The following is a 14,713-nucleotide window of genomic DNA, read 5'->3' as shown; positions in this document are numbered from 1 at the left end:
GCTATGGGGAGTAGCGTAATTCATGCAGATCGTCTGATCGCATGCCGGTCGGCGCCGGGTAGCGCCGCGCGAGGCGCCGGTGCTGCCCGCCGGGTTTGGCCAGTAGTGTCGTCGGCTTAGCGGGCAGTCATGCCCGGTAAGGGCATTCGGGCCGGCGAAGGGACTCCGTTGGGCATCATCACCAGGGCGGCCACACCGCTAATCCTGGCCATCGCCTCGCTGTGCGCGCTGGTCGCCACCCCGGCGGTAGCGGCGCCCGATGCGCTGTCCGCGGCCGTGGACAGCGCGTTTCGACCGCTGCTGGTCCAGTACGACATACCCGGTATGGCCGTAGCGGTGACGGTCAACGGCCAACAGCGCTACTTCAACTATGGAGTTGCCGCCAAGCAAAGCGGTGCCCCCGTGACGGCGGACACCATCTTCGAGATCGGTTCGGTGAGCAAGACGTTCACCGCAACGCTGGCCTGCTACGCGCAGGAACTCGGCAGAATATCGCTGGCGGGGCACCCCTCCGCGTACATGCCGCAGCTCGCGGGCAGCGCCATCGACAAGGCCACCCTGCTGAACTTGGGTACCTACACCGCTGGCGGACTGCCCCTGCAATTTCCGCCCGAGATCACCGACGACGCCCAGATGCAGGCCTACTTTCAGCAATGGACACCCGATGACGCCCCGGGCCAACAGCGGCGCTACTCCAACCCGAGCATCGGGCTGCTGGGCCACCTCACCGCGCTGGCGATGAACAGCGATTTTGCCGATTTGGTCCAAACCCAGGTCTTTCGCAAGCTGGGGCTGTCCCACAGCTTCATCCGGGTGCCGCAAGCCCAGATGGACGACTACGCGTGGGGGTACAACGCCAGCAACGAACCGGTTCGGGTGAACCCGGGGGTTTTTGCTGCCGAAGCTTACGGCGTCAAGTCATCTGCACCTGACATGCTGCGCTTCGTCGAGGCTAACATCTCACCCGAGGGCCTACCGGCGTCGATGCGCCGTGCCGTGCAAGCAACCCACCTCGACGACTTTAATGTCGCTGACATGGTCCAGGGGCTTGGCTGGGAGCAGTATTCCTACCCGGTCACCCTCGATCAGCTGCTGGCCGGCAACTCCAACACCATTGCCATGCAGCCAAACCCGGTTACCCTGGTCGCCGGGGTGCCCCCGTCCGGCCCGAGGCTGTTCAACAAGACCGGTTCCACCGACGGGTTCGGCGCCTATGCCGCGTTCGTACCCGACAAAAGGATCGGCATTGTGATGCTGGCGAACAAGAACTTCCCCAACGCCGCACGCATCACGGCGGCCCATGCGGTGCTCGAAAAACTCGCGGCCGAGTCGCGATAGATTGGATCAATGGTCGAGCCCGCACGGGCCTTCGCGAGCCGGCGCCCGCCTCCGTCAGCTAATTCAACTGGTTAAAGATTAATGAACTGAAATTAATTGCCGATGCGGATATGCTGCACATTGCCATGGATGCGGATGAACAGGCCTGCAGCCGCCAGGGGCTCGAGTCGGCGATTTCGGCCGATCTGCGGGAGTTATCGACCGAATCCGATCAGATCGGCCACTTGTTTGCGGTGTCACACAGCGTGCGCCCCAACGATTTTCGGGCGCTGCTACACATCATGGTCGCCGAAACCGGCGGTCGGCCGCTGACCTCGGGGCAACTCGGGGAGTGGATGGGTCTATCGGCCGCCGCGATTACCTATTTGGTGGATCGGCTCATCGAATCCGGCCACATTCGACGCGATACTCACCCCGAAGACCGTCGCAAGGTCGTCCTACGGTATTCCGAACCCGGCCTGGCGACCGCCCGGTCTTTCTTCACTCCGCTGGGAATGCACACCCGTGCCGCGCTGGACGGCGTTGCCGACCCGGATCTGGTGGCGGCGCATCGAGTCTTTACCGCCCTTATCGCCGCGATGCGCGTGTTTCGGACCGATCTGAGCTCGCCGTAGCGCTAGGGCGCGCTCTGGCCGATCTTCTTCAGGGCGGCCACCAGGCCCGCGGGATCGGCGACGGTCACGGTCAGTGCCGAGTGATCCCGCAAACCCAGCACCCGGTGGATCCGCGGCTCGAAGTGGACACACGCCCCGGCCTGCGCATTGGTGCCAAAGGTAAGGCCGTCGTCGACCATCGACAGTCGCGGGCCTACCGCGGTCCACCATCGGTATGGCCCGGTGACGTGGGAGTCGGTCACGCTCGACAGTGGCGCTTCGGCATGAAAGGGCCCATAGCGGGCCACGAAACGGCCGTCGTCGGTCAGCGTGACGCCTTGGCGGCCCGGCCACCGGAACGGGAGCCACATGGGGGCCAGGCGGGCGTCGTAGCGGTAGGGAAAGTACTCGCCCCGGTCTTGCGGCGTCATTGCATGGCTCCGATCGTTGGCGCCCCAGCTGCCTGTGTCCCCTCGAGGCTACTGGTCGAACCGCATGGTTTCGACGTGGTGGTTGGGTCGGTGGCTGTTCCACAATTGACGGGCCGGCGGGCTCGACTTGCCGGGGCGTAGCGTCGACAGACACACGAAAGGTAGATCCCCAGATGCTGGGATGCATTGTGCCGCGTTTGGCCCAATTCCTGGAGGCGGTCGGTCTCGTCGTTGGGGTGCGGGTTACCGAAGAACCGGCCCACACCGTCGAACAACTCGGCAAGGGCCTAGAGGTCCGTCGTTATGGTCCGCGCGTTGCGGCCGAAACCGTGGTCGACGACACCGAGGAAGGCGCCCGAAATCGCGGATTCCGCGTCCTGGCCGGCTATATTTTCGGCGCCAACCACGCCAAGTCGAAACTGGCGATGACGGCTCCCGTGAGCCAACACCGCGATCAGACCGGCGCGGGCGAACCCATCGCCATGACAGCGCCGGTGGCGCAGCAAGCCGGCGACGGCGGCACGTGGACGATACGGTTTTTCATGCCGGCCAAGTGGACCCTGGATACCCTGCCGGTGCCGAACGACAACGCCGTCGCCCTGGTAGCGGTGCCGGCGGAGACTTACGCGGTGCTGCGCTTCAGCGGTGATCGCGGCGCGGGCGCGGTGGCGGCGCGCACCACGGAGCTACTCGGCTTGCTCGACGGCACCGATCTGCAACCGGTTGGTTCGCCGGTGGCGTGGTTCTACGATCCGCCGTGGACAATTCCATGCCTTCGTCGCAACGAAATCGCCGTTCCGGTGACCAGGCGCTGACCAGGCCTTCGGTAGAGTCATTACTTCTGCATCGAGCGTGGCTTTTGCACTGTGGTGATCGACCGAGCTGCGATTGAGCAGTAGTGTTTGACTACGCCAAGAATGGGTAACCGGTTTCCGCCGGATAATGTCGTTGCCAATAGAAGTGGGGTTGGTCGCGGCTGGATTGCCGTGACCGGTTGGAAATCATGTATCACCGATGGTGTCGCGCAGCGATCGCGGTCGTGTTCGTGCTGGTGAGCGTTGAGACGCCGGCACTGGGGCGGGCCGCCGTTGGAGTGACGGCATATCCCGGATTGGAAATCCATCAGGGCTCGGTGGTGTGCGTGATTGGATTCGTCGAACCGCAGATGCGGATAGCCTTCAGTGCCGGTCGATGCAATGGCGATCCGATGGTGACCGACCGCTACGGCAATGCGGTCGGTGCCGTGACGCTGGCCGGCCAGGCGACGGTCAGTGAAGTGGCGGTCGACGGTGCGGCTGCCGGTGTCGACTATGAAGTCATCACCTTGGCCCCCGAAGTGGCCGCTACCGACCTGCTGCCCACCGGACTTCGACTGCAGTCGAAACCAGGGTTTCGGGTCCAGCCCGGTGCACGGGTGTGTGAGGCCACCGCGGCGAGGCAACGCTGCGGCCGCGTCGACACCGTCACCGAGAGCCGCTTCGTCATTGCCGGCATGGACGCGGATCAGCACGAGATTGGTGCACCCGTATACGTGCTGGACGACGACAACCACGCCTTGATCGCCGGCTTGCTCGACGGTGTGCGCGGCTCGATATCCGAAGCCCAGTCCTGGCCGGCGGTCATGCGGCAGGTCTACCTCGATTCACGCTCGGTGGACTCCACGCAGCCACCCCCGCAGGGGCGCACGATCGGCAGCTAGCTGATCACCGATGACGCCCCAGCAAGTGGCGCAGGGCCGTGTCGAGGTCGGGCTGGCGGAACCGGTGCTCAGCCAGCGCCAGCCGCGCCGGCAGGACGCGCTGACTGGCACACGCGAGTTCGCGGGCGCCCTGATCGCCCAGCAATAGCCGCGGTCCCAGTGCCGGGACCGGCAACACCGCGGGTCGGTGCAAGACCTGGGCCAGGGTGCGCGTGTACTCGGCGTTACGCACCGGTTGTGGTGCAACAGCGTTCACCGGACCCGATAGCCCGGTGTCCCACAAGGCGCGGTGATAGATGTCGACCAGGTCGTCGATCCCGATCCAGGACAGCCACTGACGACCGTCGCCAAGGCGGCCGCCCAGCCCGGCGCTGAACAGGGGGCGCAGCAACTGCAGGGTGCCGCCGCGGGGAGACTGCACGATGCCGGTGCGTACCAGCACCACTCGCACGCCGTCTTGTCGGGCGGGGCCGGTCGCCGCTTCCCACTCGGCGACGACATCGGCGAGAAACCCCTCGCCGCGACCGCTTTCCTCGGTCAGTATCTCGTCGGCACGGTCGTAGCCGTAATACCCGACAGCCGAGGCCGAGATCAGCACGCGAGGCCCGTCAGCGCCGCGGCCCAGTAACTCGGCAAGCCGACGCGTCGGACCAATTCGGCTCTCGCGTATAGCGTTTCGATGCGCTGTGGTGAACCGCCCGGCGATTGAGGCGCCGGCCAGATGAATCACCGCGTCGATCCCCGTCAGTAACTCGGGGTCAGGATCGTGCGGGTCCCAGTGCCGCTCGTCGGCGCCGCGTGGGGTGCCACGAACCAAGCGCACGACCCGGTGCCCGCCAGTGCTCAAAAAGGCGGTCAGCGCCGAACCGACCAGCCCGGAGGACCCCGTGACCGCAATTGTTGTGGGGCCCAGGCCAGCAGCGGCGGCAAGTTTGTGTGCGGCCAGATCATCGGCAAGCTGCTGGTGGCGGTATACGAACATCGGCCGCAATGCCGATGCCGGTATCGGGGTGTCGACACGGTCGATCACCCGGGTCCGGCCCGCGCCGGCGTCCTCGAAGTCGTGAGTGTGCCGCCACCGCACCGCGATTCGGGCCGGCAGCGAAGCCAGCCCGCCGCTTGCGATGGTGTCGACGAAACGCCTTGGGGGATCGTAGGAATCGGGCTGGTGCTGGGCCAACCAGCGCAGGCCGCCGGGAAGCGCCAGCGTCGCGCGACCATCTTCGAGTGATCGTGCCTCGGTTACCAACCGCATGGGTTGCCAGGGCGGTGACAGTCGGCTGAATGCTCCAGGCCTGCTGTGCCACTCGAACACCTCATCGCGTGGCGCGTCGACCACGCTGGAATACACCACGCCCATCGTTGCACGTTACCGCCGCGGGTGGCCGCGCGGCGACGGCGTGCCCGATAGCGGATAGTGATCAGCATGAGCGTTGTCGATGGCATCCGTTCTTTGCTGGATACCACCCTGGATCGGGCACTCGATCGCACCATCGTTGGGGGATACACCCGTGTCGGCTATCAGCTTCGCCATTCGGGCTGGTCCGACGATCCCTCACCGGCAGCCCTGCGGGGCCGCACCGCGATGGTCACCGGCGCAAATCGCGGCCTGGGTAAGGCCATTGCCGCCGGGTTGGCCGAGCTGGGAGCCGCCGTTGTGTTGACCGTGCGCGATCGCGACAGTGGGCAGCGCGCACGCGACGAGATCGCCGCGGCCTCCGGCGCCGACGTGCGGGTGGAGGTCTGCGATGTCTCCAGCCTCAGTGCCGTTCGGGCCTTCGCGACAGACCTGCGCACCCGGGTGTCCCGGCTGGACGTGCTGGTCCACAATGCCGGGTTGCTGCCCGCGGCCCGCGCCGAGACCGACGAGGGCCATGAGATCACGCTGGCCACCCACGTCTTGGGGCCGATACTGCTGACCGAACTGCTGGTTCCGATGCTGGCCGAGTCCGACGACCCGAGAGTGATCCTGATGTCTTCGGGCGGCATGTACACCCAACCGCTGCCGATCGAGGATCCCGAATACCGTGCCGGTGGCTACCGCGGGGCGGTCGCATACGCCCGCACCAAGCGCATGCAGGTGGCATTGACGCCGCTGCTTGCCCGGCGCTGGAGCGGCGAGCGCATCCGCGTCTACTCCATGCATCCCGGCTGGGCCGACACTCCGGGGGTGGCCACATCACTGCCGGGTTTTCGCGCGGTCATCGGGCCGCTACTGCGCACCGCCGAACAGGGCGCCGACACCGCGGTGTGGTTGGCGGCCACCAGACCGGCACCGCTGAGCGGCACCTTCTGGCATGACCGTCGGACTCGCCCGGAGCACTACCTGCCGTGGACCCGGTACAGCGACGATGACCGTCAACGGCTGTGGCGGTACTGCGCGGACGCGATCGGCATCGACTAGCGATCAGGCAGCGCGTGCTCGACGATCGGCAACCGGGGCAGCGGCTGCCGTTCTCCGCGCTTGGCCGCCAGGTACACCTGCGCGGTCTGCTCGGCCACGGTCTGCCAATCGAAGTCGGAGTTGAGCCGTTCCCGCGCGGCCCGGGCACGTTGCTGCGCGGCGGCCGGATCATCGAGCACACCGCACACCGCGGCGGCCAGCGCCGCCACGTCGCGGGGTGGGCACGATACCCCGGTGACCCCGTCGATCACCGCTTCGCCCAACCCGCCGATATTCGACGTCACCAACGGTGTTCCGGCCGCGGTGGCCTCCAGCGCGACCAGTCCGAACGGCTCGTAGTGGCTGGGGAACACCGCGGCGTCGGCCCGATGTAGCAGGGTCAGCAGTTCGGCGTGCTCGAGGTAGCCCAGGAACTTGGTGGCCTTGAGCACCCGGTGTTTGCGTGCCTGCTCGACCAGCCAATCCTGTTGGGTGCCTTCGCCGGCGATGGTAAGTGTGGTGCCTGGGTGCGCGCGCCTGATCCGCGGCAGTGCGGCAATGGCATTGTGCACACCCTTCTCGTACTCCAGCCGACCGACGTAGAGCAGTTCCGGTGGCCCGGTGCGTGGTTTACGGACCGCAAAAGGCCAGCGCGCCGCGTCGATACCGTTGCGAATCACCGCCGTTTCGGCCAGCCCTGGGCCGAACAGCTCGGTGATCTCATCGCTCATCGATCCCGAACATGTGATCAGCGAATCGGATTCACGCACCAGCCAGGATTCGACCGCGTGCACCTGGCGACTCAGATCTCCCGAAACCCAACCGGAATGCCGCCCGGCTTCGGTCGCATGAATCGTGGAAACCATTGGCACGTCGTAGTAGTCGGCGAGCGCAATCGCCGGATGTGCCACCAGCCAGTCATGCGCGTGCACGATGTCGGGTTGCCAGGGTTGCTCCGCGCCGGGACCGCTGAGGGTAAGGCCGGCCCGGACCATGGCGTGACCCATGGCCAGGGTCCAAGCCATCATGTCGCTACCGAAGCTGAATTCGTGCGGATCCTGCGCGGCCGCGATCACCCGGACTCCCTCGCTGATCAGATCAGACGGTGGGTGGGTGCTGGGGTCGGTGCCCGAGGGCCGGCGGGACAGCACCACGACTTCGTGGCCGGCCGCGACCAATGCGGTGGCGAGGTGGTGGACATGGCGGCCGAGCCCGCCGATCACCACCGGTGGGTACTCCCACGACACCATCAGGATCTTCATGAACGTGGCCCCCTCCACGAACGTGCACAAAATGTCGGCCGCAGCGGCGTGTCGCTGTACAGCCGCGCACGCTCGTCGGTCGCCGGCGCGCTCACTTGGGCAGCCTTCGTGCGTCCAGAGCCCCGAACAGGCCATCGGCGCGGTTCCAGCCTTGGGCCAGTCGCTGGGCGTTGTCGCGCCGGCCCGACGCCAGCGCCCCGGCGATCTCTCGGGTGGCGTGCGCATGCAAGTGCGCGCGATAGCGCGCATAGTCGGCGGCGGAGTCCTTGCTCACCATGAACGGCCAGTCGCTCGAGACGGTCAGCAGCGTCTCACGCAGGATCTGATCGGCGACGTGATCGCGGGGGATCGGGCCATCCAGGGACGCGGTCTGGGCCAGCGCCTTATCGACGGTGGTCAGTGCGGTGTCGACCACTTCGGAGTTGAGCTGGACCAGATCGGACACCTTGGGGCCGTTCCAGACTTGCCAGTCCTTGCCGGAACCCCAAGAGCTGGGGGGCAATTCGACCGGAGCGCCCACGAATCCGTTGGCCATGGCATCGTGCAGCGTTCCCACCCGCACGCCGGCGGCAGGCAGGGCGCGCAGCACCCGCTGCAACCAGGTCGGCCCCTCGTACCACCAATGGCCGAACAACTCGGTGTCGAACGCGGCGACCACGTGCGCGGGCCGGCCGATGCGCTGTGACTCGGCAATCAGCCGGCCGCGCACCACTTCGACGAAGTCGGCGACGTGGACGTCGATCGCGCGGTCGGCGCGCTGCGGGTCGTAGGGGGCTTTGGCCTCCGATGCCACATTGCGGCCGGTGACGCGGGCCGGTTTGAGGCCGGTCAGGTGATCGTAGGTGTGGAAATCGCGGTATGCGGCATGCCCGGGGTAGCCGGATTTCGGTGACCACACCCGGTAGCTGACCTGCAGATCACGCCCGAACGCGACCACGTCGGTGTCGCCGACCGGTCGGCCCAGTGCGGTGTCGCCGTGCAGGGATGGGCCGTCCACCATGAAATGGCTGACCGCGGCGGCCGCGTAGTCGTGCTCCATGCCGGGGGCGTATGCGCATTCGGGTGCCCAGATCCCCGATGGGCTGTGCGCCATCCCCAGCCGTGCGTCGGCCAAACCTTCGCGCAGCGCGAACTCCCGCAGCCGCGGATTCAGCAACGGCTGGAACGGGTGGGCCAGTGGGCCGCCGAGCAACTCGACCGTGCCGGCGTCGATCAGGGCGCGCAGCAGCGGGCTTGCGCCATGGCGCCAGGCGGCGGCGAAGTCGTCAAGCGCCTGATCGGCCTCGGCGCACTCGCGGGTTCCGAAGTCGCGTAGGGCCTCTGGTGTGCAGGAGAGGTGTTTGGCCGACTTCGATGCGGGCGCAGACCGGACGCTGGTGGCCTCGGCCGCGCGCAGCCGCCAGTTGGCCAGCCAGTGATGCATTCCGTCCAGGCAATAGGGGTCGTCGAGTTGGGCGTTGACTACCGGAGTCATCCCCAGCGTGATGAGCCCGCGGCGCCCCTCGTCGGCCAGGGTGCGCAGCACCCGGAACAACGGCAGGTAGGCGGCCGACCAGGACTGGTAGAGCCACTCCTCGCCGACCGGCCATCGGCCGTGGTGGGCAAGCCAGGGCAGATGGGTGTGCAGCACCAGGGTGAACAACCCGGGCACCCGGTCTGGCGAATTGGTGTTGTCCCAATTGGTCAATGCCGCACCGCGATCGCAATCAGATCCAGGCTGTCGTCAATTTCGTGGGCGGGTTCCAGCCCCGCCCCGATGATGTCGAAGTCCGCGGTGGTGACCGCCGCGACATCGGCGGTCAGTTCGGCTGACCACGGTTGGTCGGCGACCGCGCGGGCGATCTGGGCGTCGATGATCGAGCCGCCATGGCGTTCATCTATCGCGCGCAGCTGCGGCCCGTGGAACAACCCGTACATCGTCACCTCGGCAAAACCCGCTTCTAGCAGCAGTTCGGTGAGTTCGGCGGCGTTGAGTTCGCGAGTGTGGAAGGGGTTGATCGGGGTGTCGCGGCCGGGGGAGAAGGTGATCCGGTTCGGCGTGGACACCATCAATACGCCCGACGGGCGCAGCACCCGCGCGCATTCGCGGACGAATTGGCCCTGATCCCACAGGTGCTCAATGACCTGGAAGTTGACCACCACGTCCATCGATGCGTCGGGAAGGGGCAAGTCCGCCAGGTTCGCCTGCATTACCTCGACCCGGGGGTAGCGGTGGCGGACATGCGCTACCGCGGCCTCGTCGTAGTCCACGGCCACAACGCGGCGCGCGACATCGGCGATCATGTCGGCGCCGTAGCCTTCGCCGCAGCCCGCTTCCAGCACGTCGCGGCCCTCGCAACGAGGCGCCAGCCGTTCGTATACGACCTCGTGGCGACGGAACCAGTAGTTCTCGATGTCCAGATCGGGGATGGTGCGTTCGCCCGTCAGCGTCAACACCGCATCGACCGGCGGCGCACTGGCGGTCGGGATCTGGTCGGGAACGTCGGGGACGAATGAGCTCATTGCTAACGCAGGCTAGTGCCTAGCGCCCGATTCGCGAACCGTAGCCAGAAATGCCAGGAATGCTCGAGCCCCCGACGCGGGGGTCTGGCGGGGTGGGATAGCCGCGGGTTATGGAGGGGGTGAGCGGGCAATTGAGCAACTGCCACCCGCTAAGGTGTGAGGGCAGACCGCGAGAAGTTACCGCCTAGTAACATGCCGTGCGGTTGCGAACCGCGTGACCGAAGTCCTGCAGTCGACGGCTGCGGGACTCCTTCGAGGAGGACGAGCCACACCCATGACAAACATTGTGGTCCTGATCAAGCAGGTCCCAGACACCTGGTCGGAGCGCAAGCTGACCGAGGGCGACTGGACGCTAGACCGCGAGGCCGCCGATGCGGTCCTGGACGAGATCAACGAACGAGCGGTGGAAGAAGCGCTGCAGATCCGCGAGCGCGAAGGCGGCGAGGGTTCGGTGACCGTGCTGACCGCGGGTCCCGAGCGCGCCACCGAGGCGATCCGCAAGGCCCTGTCCATGGGCGCGGACAAGGCCGTCCACCTCAAGGACGACGGCATGCACGGCTCGGACGTCATCCAGACCGGGTGGGCGCTGGCACGTGCGCTGGGCGCCATCGAGGGCACCGAGCTGGTGATCGCGGGCAACGAGTCCACCGATGGCGTGGGCGGCGCGGTGCCGGCCATCATCGCCGAGTACCTGGGCCTGCCGCAGCTCACCCACGTGCGCAAACTGTCGGTCGAGGGTGGCAAGGTCACCGGCGAGCGTGAGACCGACGAGGGCCTGTTCACCCTGGAAGCCTCTCTTCCGGCTGTGGTCAGCGTCAACGAGAAGATCAACGAGCCGCGCTTCCCGTCCTTCAAGGGCATCATGGCCGCCAAGAAGAAGGAAGTCACCGTGCTGACCCTCGCCGAGATCGGGGTTGAAGCCGACGAGGTGGGCCTGGCCAACGCCGGGTCGACGGTGCTGTCGTCGACCCCGAAGCCTGCCAAGACTGCCGGTGAAAAGGTCACCGACGAAGGTGAAGGCGGCAACCAGATCGTGCAGTACCTGGTTGCGCAGAAAATCATCTAGCGAGTGCCCTGCATTTCAGGCCCAATGACGAAAGAGCGATAAACCCCATGGCTGAAGTATTGGTGCTCGTTGAGCACGCGGAAGGCGCGCTGAAGAAGGTCAGCGCCGAATTGATCACCGCCGCCCGTGCGTTGGGTGAGCCGGCCGCCGTTGTGATCGGCGCCCCCGGCACCGCCGCGCCGCTGGTCGACGGACTGAAGGCGGCCGGTGCCGCCAAGATTTACGTCGCTGAGTCCGACGTCGTCGACCAGTACCTGATCACCCCGTTCGTCGACGTGCTGGCGGGACTGGCTGAATCCTCGGCCCCGGCGGCCGTGCTGGTGGCTGCCACCGCCGACGGCAAGGAGATCGCCGGGCGGCTTGCTGCCCGGATCGGGTCGGGTCTGCTCGTCGACGTGGTGGGGATCAACGACGGTGGCAAGGCCGTCCACTCCATCTTCGGTGGCGCGTTCACCGTCGAGGCCCAGGCCACCGGTGACACCCCGGTGATTTCGGTGCGTGCCGGTGCGATCGAGGCCGAGCCGGCCGATGGCGCCGGTGAGCAGGTCAGCGTGGACGTCCCGGCCCCTGCCGAGAACGCCACCAAGATCACCTCGCGTGAGCCGGCGGTCGCCGGCGACCGCCCCGAGCTGACGGAAGCCACGGTGGTGGTGTCCGGTGGCCGTGGTGTCGGCAGTGCCGAGAACTTCAGCGTGGTCGAGGCGCTGGCCGACTCGCTGGGGGGTGCGGTCGGTGCTTCGCGTGCCGCGGTCGACTCCGGCTACTACCCGGGTCAGTTCCAGGTGGGGCAGACCGGCAAGACGGTTTCGCCGCAGCTCTACATCGCGCTGGGTATCTCCGGGGCGATCCAGCACCGCGCGGGCATGCAGACGTCCAAGACCATCGTTGCGGTCAACAAGGACGAAGAGGCGCCGATTTTCGAGATCGCCGACTACGGCGTGATCGGCGACCTGTTCAAGGTTGCCCCGCAATTGACCGAGGGGGTCAAGGCTCGCAAGGGCTGATCGGCCGATTCAGTAGTAGTAACGGCCCCGCAGGCTTGCCTGCGGGGCCGTTATCGTCGGCTGCGACATTTCGTCATCTGACGTGCACCGACATGTCACAGCGCTGATGCCGGTTAGCTGACCGGTTAGGCCACGTTGGTGGCATGAGCATCGCTTCTGTCCTCATACCCAGCGACAAGCCGCGTGGCCCGGCGACCGATGCGGGTGCCGGCCCGCGCTATTCCCTATTGCTGTCCACCGATTCCGCGCTGATCGAGGCCGCTCAGCGCCTGCGCTATGACGTGTTCGCCGCCACGCCGGGCTTCGCGCTACCGGCGGCCGACGACCGCAGGGATGTCGACCGCTTCGACGAGTACTGCGATCACCTGCTGGTCCGCGACGACGACACCGGTGAGCTGGTGGGGTGCTACCGGATGTTGCCACCGGCAGGGGCCATCGCCGCGGGAGGCCTCTATACCGCTACCGAGTTCGACGTGGGTGCCTTCGACCCGCTGCGGCCGTCGCTGGTGGAAATGGGTCGCGCCGCGGTGCGTGACGGGCACCGCAATGGCGCGGTGGTGCTGTTGATGTGGGCGGGAATTCTTGCCTACCTGGACCGCTGTGACTACGACTACGTAACCGGCTGCGTGTCGGTGCCGATCGTCGAGCCAACCGGTCGGGACGGCATCACGCCGGGCCGCGAGCTGCGGGGCGTGCGTGACTTCGTGCTGAGGCGCCACCCGGCTTCCTACCGGGTGGACCCCTACCGGCCGGTGCGCATCGACGGCAAGAGCCTGGATGACATTGCCCCACCGCCGCGGCCGGCGATCCCGCCGTTGCTGCGTGGCTATCTGCCGCTGGGCGCGCAGGCCTGCGGCGAGCCCGCCCACGATCCGGACTTCGGGGTGGGGGATTTCTGTGTGCTGCTCGGCAAGCGTGACGCCGACATCCGCTACCTCAAGCGGCTCAGATCGGTGTCCGCGGCCGCGGAAATGGCGGGCGAGCTGGCGGGCGGAGCGGCCTGATGAACACTGAGGCCGGGCACTCCTGGCTGCCTCGCACCTCGTGCGACATCAGCTGCGTCAGCCTCGGCCACCCGGCGGTGCCCCGCCGGGTACCGGCCATCCTGCGGGTGGCGTTGCGCATCGTCTGGGCGCTGCTGCTGATGCCGGGGCTGCCGCTGCTCGGCGTGCCGGTGCCCGGCCGCAGCCACGCCCAACGCGCATACTGCCGGCTGGTCCTGCGTTGTTTCGGTGTCCGGATCACGGTGTCGGGCAGCCCGATCCGCAACCTGCGCGGGGTTCTGGTGGCCAGCAACCACATCTCCTGGCTGGACGTCTTTGCCATCGGCGCGGTACTGCCAGGTTCATTTGTGGCCCGCGCGGACATGTTCACCGGACCCGGGGTCGAGATTGTGGCCCGACTGCTGAAAATCATTCCGATCGAGCGGACCAGCCTGCGCCGGCTGCCCGGCGTGGTCGACACCGTCGCCCGCCGGCTGCGCGCCGGACAGACCGTGGTGGCCTTTCCGGAAGGAACCACCTGGTGCGGGCTGGCGTCGGGCAGCTTCTATCCCGCGATGTTTCAGGCCGCGATTGACGCCGGCCGTCCGGTGCAGCCGCTGCGGCTGACATATCACCACGTCAACGGGGCCATCTCGACCACCCCGGCCTTCGTCGGAGACGACACCCTGGCGCGCTCGGTTCGCCGGGTGCTCGCCGTGCGTCGCATCGTGGCGTCGGTGCATGTCGATTCCCTGCAACTGCCGGGCCGCGATCGCCGGGCCCTGGCCAGCCGCTGCCAGTCCGCAGTGCACGCTGGGGCGGCGCACCCGGCACACCGGCCCGCGCTGGTGGCCTGAAAAGGCCTCTCACCCTGCGGCAACGTGTCTGTGGACAATGGGTGACAGGGACCGTCAGCCCAGCGTGCAGGAGGCCGTCATGACAACATGGCCAACACCCGATCCGCCCGTCGGCGGCCAGGAGTCGGTGTGGGACTATCCCCGGCCGCCGCGGTTGGAGCCGTTCGCCGGTTCGATCACCATCGAGCTGGGCGGCCAGACGATTGCGTCGGCGACCCGAGCCTGGCGCGTGCTCGAGACCAGTCACCCACCCACGTACTACCTGCCCGAAGATGCGTTCGGCGACGGTGTGTTGCGCCCGGCGGCGGGCGGTTCATGGTGCGAGTGGAAGGGCCGAGCGAGCTACTTCGACCTGGTAACCCCGGCGCGACAGGCCGCGCACGCGGCATGGACCTACCCAAACCCCACCCACCCCTTCCAGCCCATCGCTGGTGCGATCGCGGTGATGGCGGCCCAGGTGGACCGCTGCACGGTCAATGGCGAGCCGGTGGTGCCCCAACCCGGCGGTTTTTACGGCGGATGGATCACCAGCTGGATTGTCGGCCCGTTCAAAGGCATTCCCGGATCGATGGGGTGGTAAGCGCGGCCGCCGGCT

The 14,713-nt window shown here is 67.1% G+C and carries 15 protein-coding genes; 10 read left to right on the top strand and 5 right to left on the bottom strand.

The features are described from left to right. The first annotated feature begins 129 nt into the window (after positions 1-129). Together ampC and MPSD_RS20605 are read left to right on the top strand one after the other, a co-directional pair. Positions 130-1,338, top strand: coding sequence for a class C beta-lactamase (gene ampC, locus MPSD_RS20610; RefSeq protein ID WP_086085168.1), 1,209 nt, complete (start codon positions 130-132; stop codon positions 1,336-1,338). Between the two features lie 110 nt (positions 1,339-1,448). Beyond that, positions 1,449-1,952, top strand: a complete 504-nt coding sequence (locus MPSD_RS20605; RefSeq protein ID WP_015355099.1) for a MarR family winged helix-turn-helix transcriptional regulator — start codon at positions 1,449-1,451, stop codon at positions 1,950-1,952. Between the two features lie 2 nt (positions 1,953-1,954). On the opposite strand, the gene MPSD_RS20600 is transcribed toward MPSD_RS20605, so the two are convergent. After that, on the bottom strand, positions 1,955-2,362 hold the full coding sequence (locus MPSD_RS20600; RefSeq protein ID WP_011739992.1) for a hypothetical protein: 408 nt from the start codon (positions 2,360-2,362) through the stop codon (positions 1,955-1,957). Between the two features lie 173 nt (positions 2,363-2,535). Between MPSD_RS20600 and MPSD_RS20595 the strand changes: the two genes are divergently transcribed. Then, a complete protein-coding gene (locus tag MPSD_RS20595; RefSeq protein ID WP_020786481.1) occupies positions 2,536-3,177 on the top strand; it encodes an SOUL family heme-binding protein in 642 nt (213 codons plus the stop codon). 230 nt (positions 3,178-3,407) lie between these two features. Beyond that, complete coding sequence (locus tag MPSD_RS20590) at positions 3,408-4,061, top strand: Rv1815 family serine proteinase (protein WP_232022608.1); 654 nt, start codon at positions 3,408-3,410, stop codon at positions 4,059-4,061. Positions 4,062-4,065: 4 nt separating this feature from the next. Here the strand turns inward: MPSD_RS20590 and MPSD_RS20585 are convergent, their stop codons facing one another. Beyond that, entirely contained in the window at positions 4,066-5,421 is a 1,356-nt protein-coding gene (locus MPSD_RS20585) for a TIGR01777 family oxidoreductase (RefSeq protein WP_086085167.1), read from the bottom strand. A 66-nt stretch (positions 5,422-5,487) separates the two neighbouring features. Between MPSD_RS20585 and MPSD_RS20580 the strand changes: the two genes are divergently transcribed. After that, on the top strand, positions 5,488-6,465 hold the full coding sequence (locus MPSD_RS20580) for an SDR family NAD(P)-dependent oxidoreductase (RefSeq protein ID WP_020786483.1): 978 nt from the start codon (positions 5,488-5,490) through the stop codon (positions 6,463-6,465). Here MPSD_RS20580 and MPSD_RS20575 read toward each other — a convergent pair. The 3 genes from MPSD_RS20575 to MPSD_RS20565 all read right to left on the bottom strand — a co-directional run bounded on the left by MPSD_RS20575 (position 6,462) and on the right by MPSD_RS20565 (position 10,208). Then, complete coding sequence (locus tag MPSD_RS20575) at positions 6,462-7,706, bottom strand: glycosyltransferase family 4 protein (RefSeq protein ID WP_020786484.1); 1,245 nt, start codon at positions 7,704-7,706, stop codon at positions 6,462-6,464. The genes MPSD_RS20580 and MPSD_RS20575 overlap by 4 nt on opposite strands. 91 nt (positions 7,707-7,797) lie before the next feature. Continuing rightward, positions 7,798-9,393 (bottom strand): 1,4-alpha-glucan branching protein domain-containing protein, encoded by a 1,596-nt coding sequence (locus MPSD_RS20570; RefSeq protein ID WP_020786485.1) that lies wholly within the window; start codon positions 9,391-9,393, stop codon positions 7,798-7,800. Then, a complete protein-coding gene (locus MPSD_RS20565; RefSeq protein WP_011739997.1) occupies positions 9,390-10,208 on the bottom strand; it encodes a class I SAM-dependent methyltransferase in 819 nt (272 codons plus the stop codon). Before MPSD_RS20565 ends, MPSD_RS20570 begins: the two co-directional genes overlap by 4 nt. A 274-nt stretch (positions 10,209-10,482) precedes the next feature. Here MPSD_RS20565 and MPSD_RS20560 point away from each other — a divergent pair, with 274 nt between their 5' ends. The 5 genes from MPSD_RS20560 to MPSD_RS20540 all read left to right on the top strand — a co-directional run bounded on the left by MPSD_RS20560 (position 10,483) and on the right by MPSD_RS20540 (position 14,698). Beyond that, positions 10,483-11,274 (top strand): electron transfer flavoprotein subunit beta/FixA family protein, encoded by a 792-nt coding sequence (locus MPSD_RS20560; protein WP_012393508.1) that lies wholly within the window; start codon positions 10,483-10,485, stop codon positions 11,272-11,274. A 47-nt stretch (positions 11,275-11,321) separates the two neighbouring features. Beyond that, the gene (locus MPSD_RS20555) at positions 11,322-12,278 is read left to right on the top strand and encodes an electron transfer flavoprotein subunit alpha/FixB family protein (protein ID WP_011739999.1); all 957 of its coding nucleotides are present in this window, start codon (positions 11,322-11,324) and stop codon (positions 12,276-12,278) included. Positions 12,279-12,421: 143 nt separating this feature from the next. After that, positions 12,422-13,282, top strand: coding sequence for a GNAT family N-acetyltransferase (locus MPSD_RS20550; RefSeq protein WP_020786487.1), 861 nt, complete (start codon positions 12,422-12,424; stop codon positions 13,280-13,282). After that, positions 13,282-14,118 carry a lysophospholipid acyltransferase family protein gene (locus MPSD_RS20545; RefSeq protein WP_020786488.1) on the top strand — a complete coding sequence of 279 codons (837 nt, stop codon included), beginning with the start codon at positions 13,282-13,284 and terminating at the stop codon, positions 14,116-14,118. Before MPSD_RS20550 ends, MPSD_RS20545 begins: the two co-directional genes overlap by 1 nt. 79 nt (positions 14,119-14,197) lie before the next feature. Then, on the top strand, positions 14,198-14,698 hold the full coding sequence (locus MPSD_RS20540; protein ID WP_020786489.1) for a DUF427 domain-containing protein: 501 nt from the start codon (positions 14,198-14,200) through the stop codon (positions 14,696-14,698). The last annotated feature ends 15 nt before the right edge of the window (positions 14,699-14,713 follow it).

Source organism: Mycobacterium pseudoshottsii JCM 15466 (assembly GCF_003584745.1).
GTDB lineage: Bacteria > Actinomycetota > Actinomycetes > Mycobacteriales > Mycobacteriaceae > Mycobacterium > Mycobacterium marinum.
This window is presented reverse-complemented; position numbering and strand designations above follow the sequence as displayed.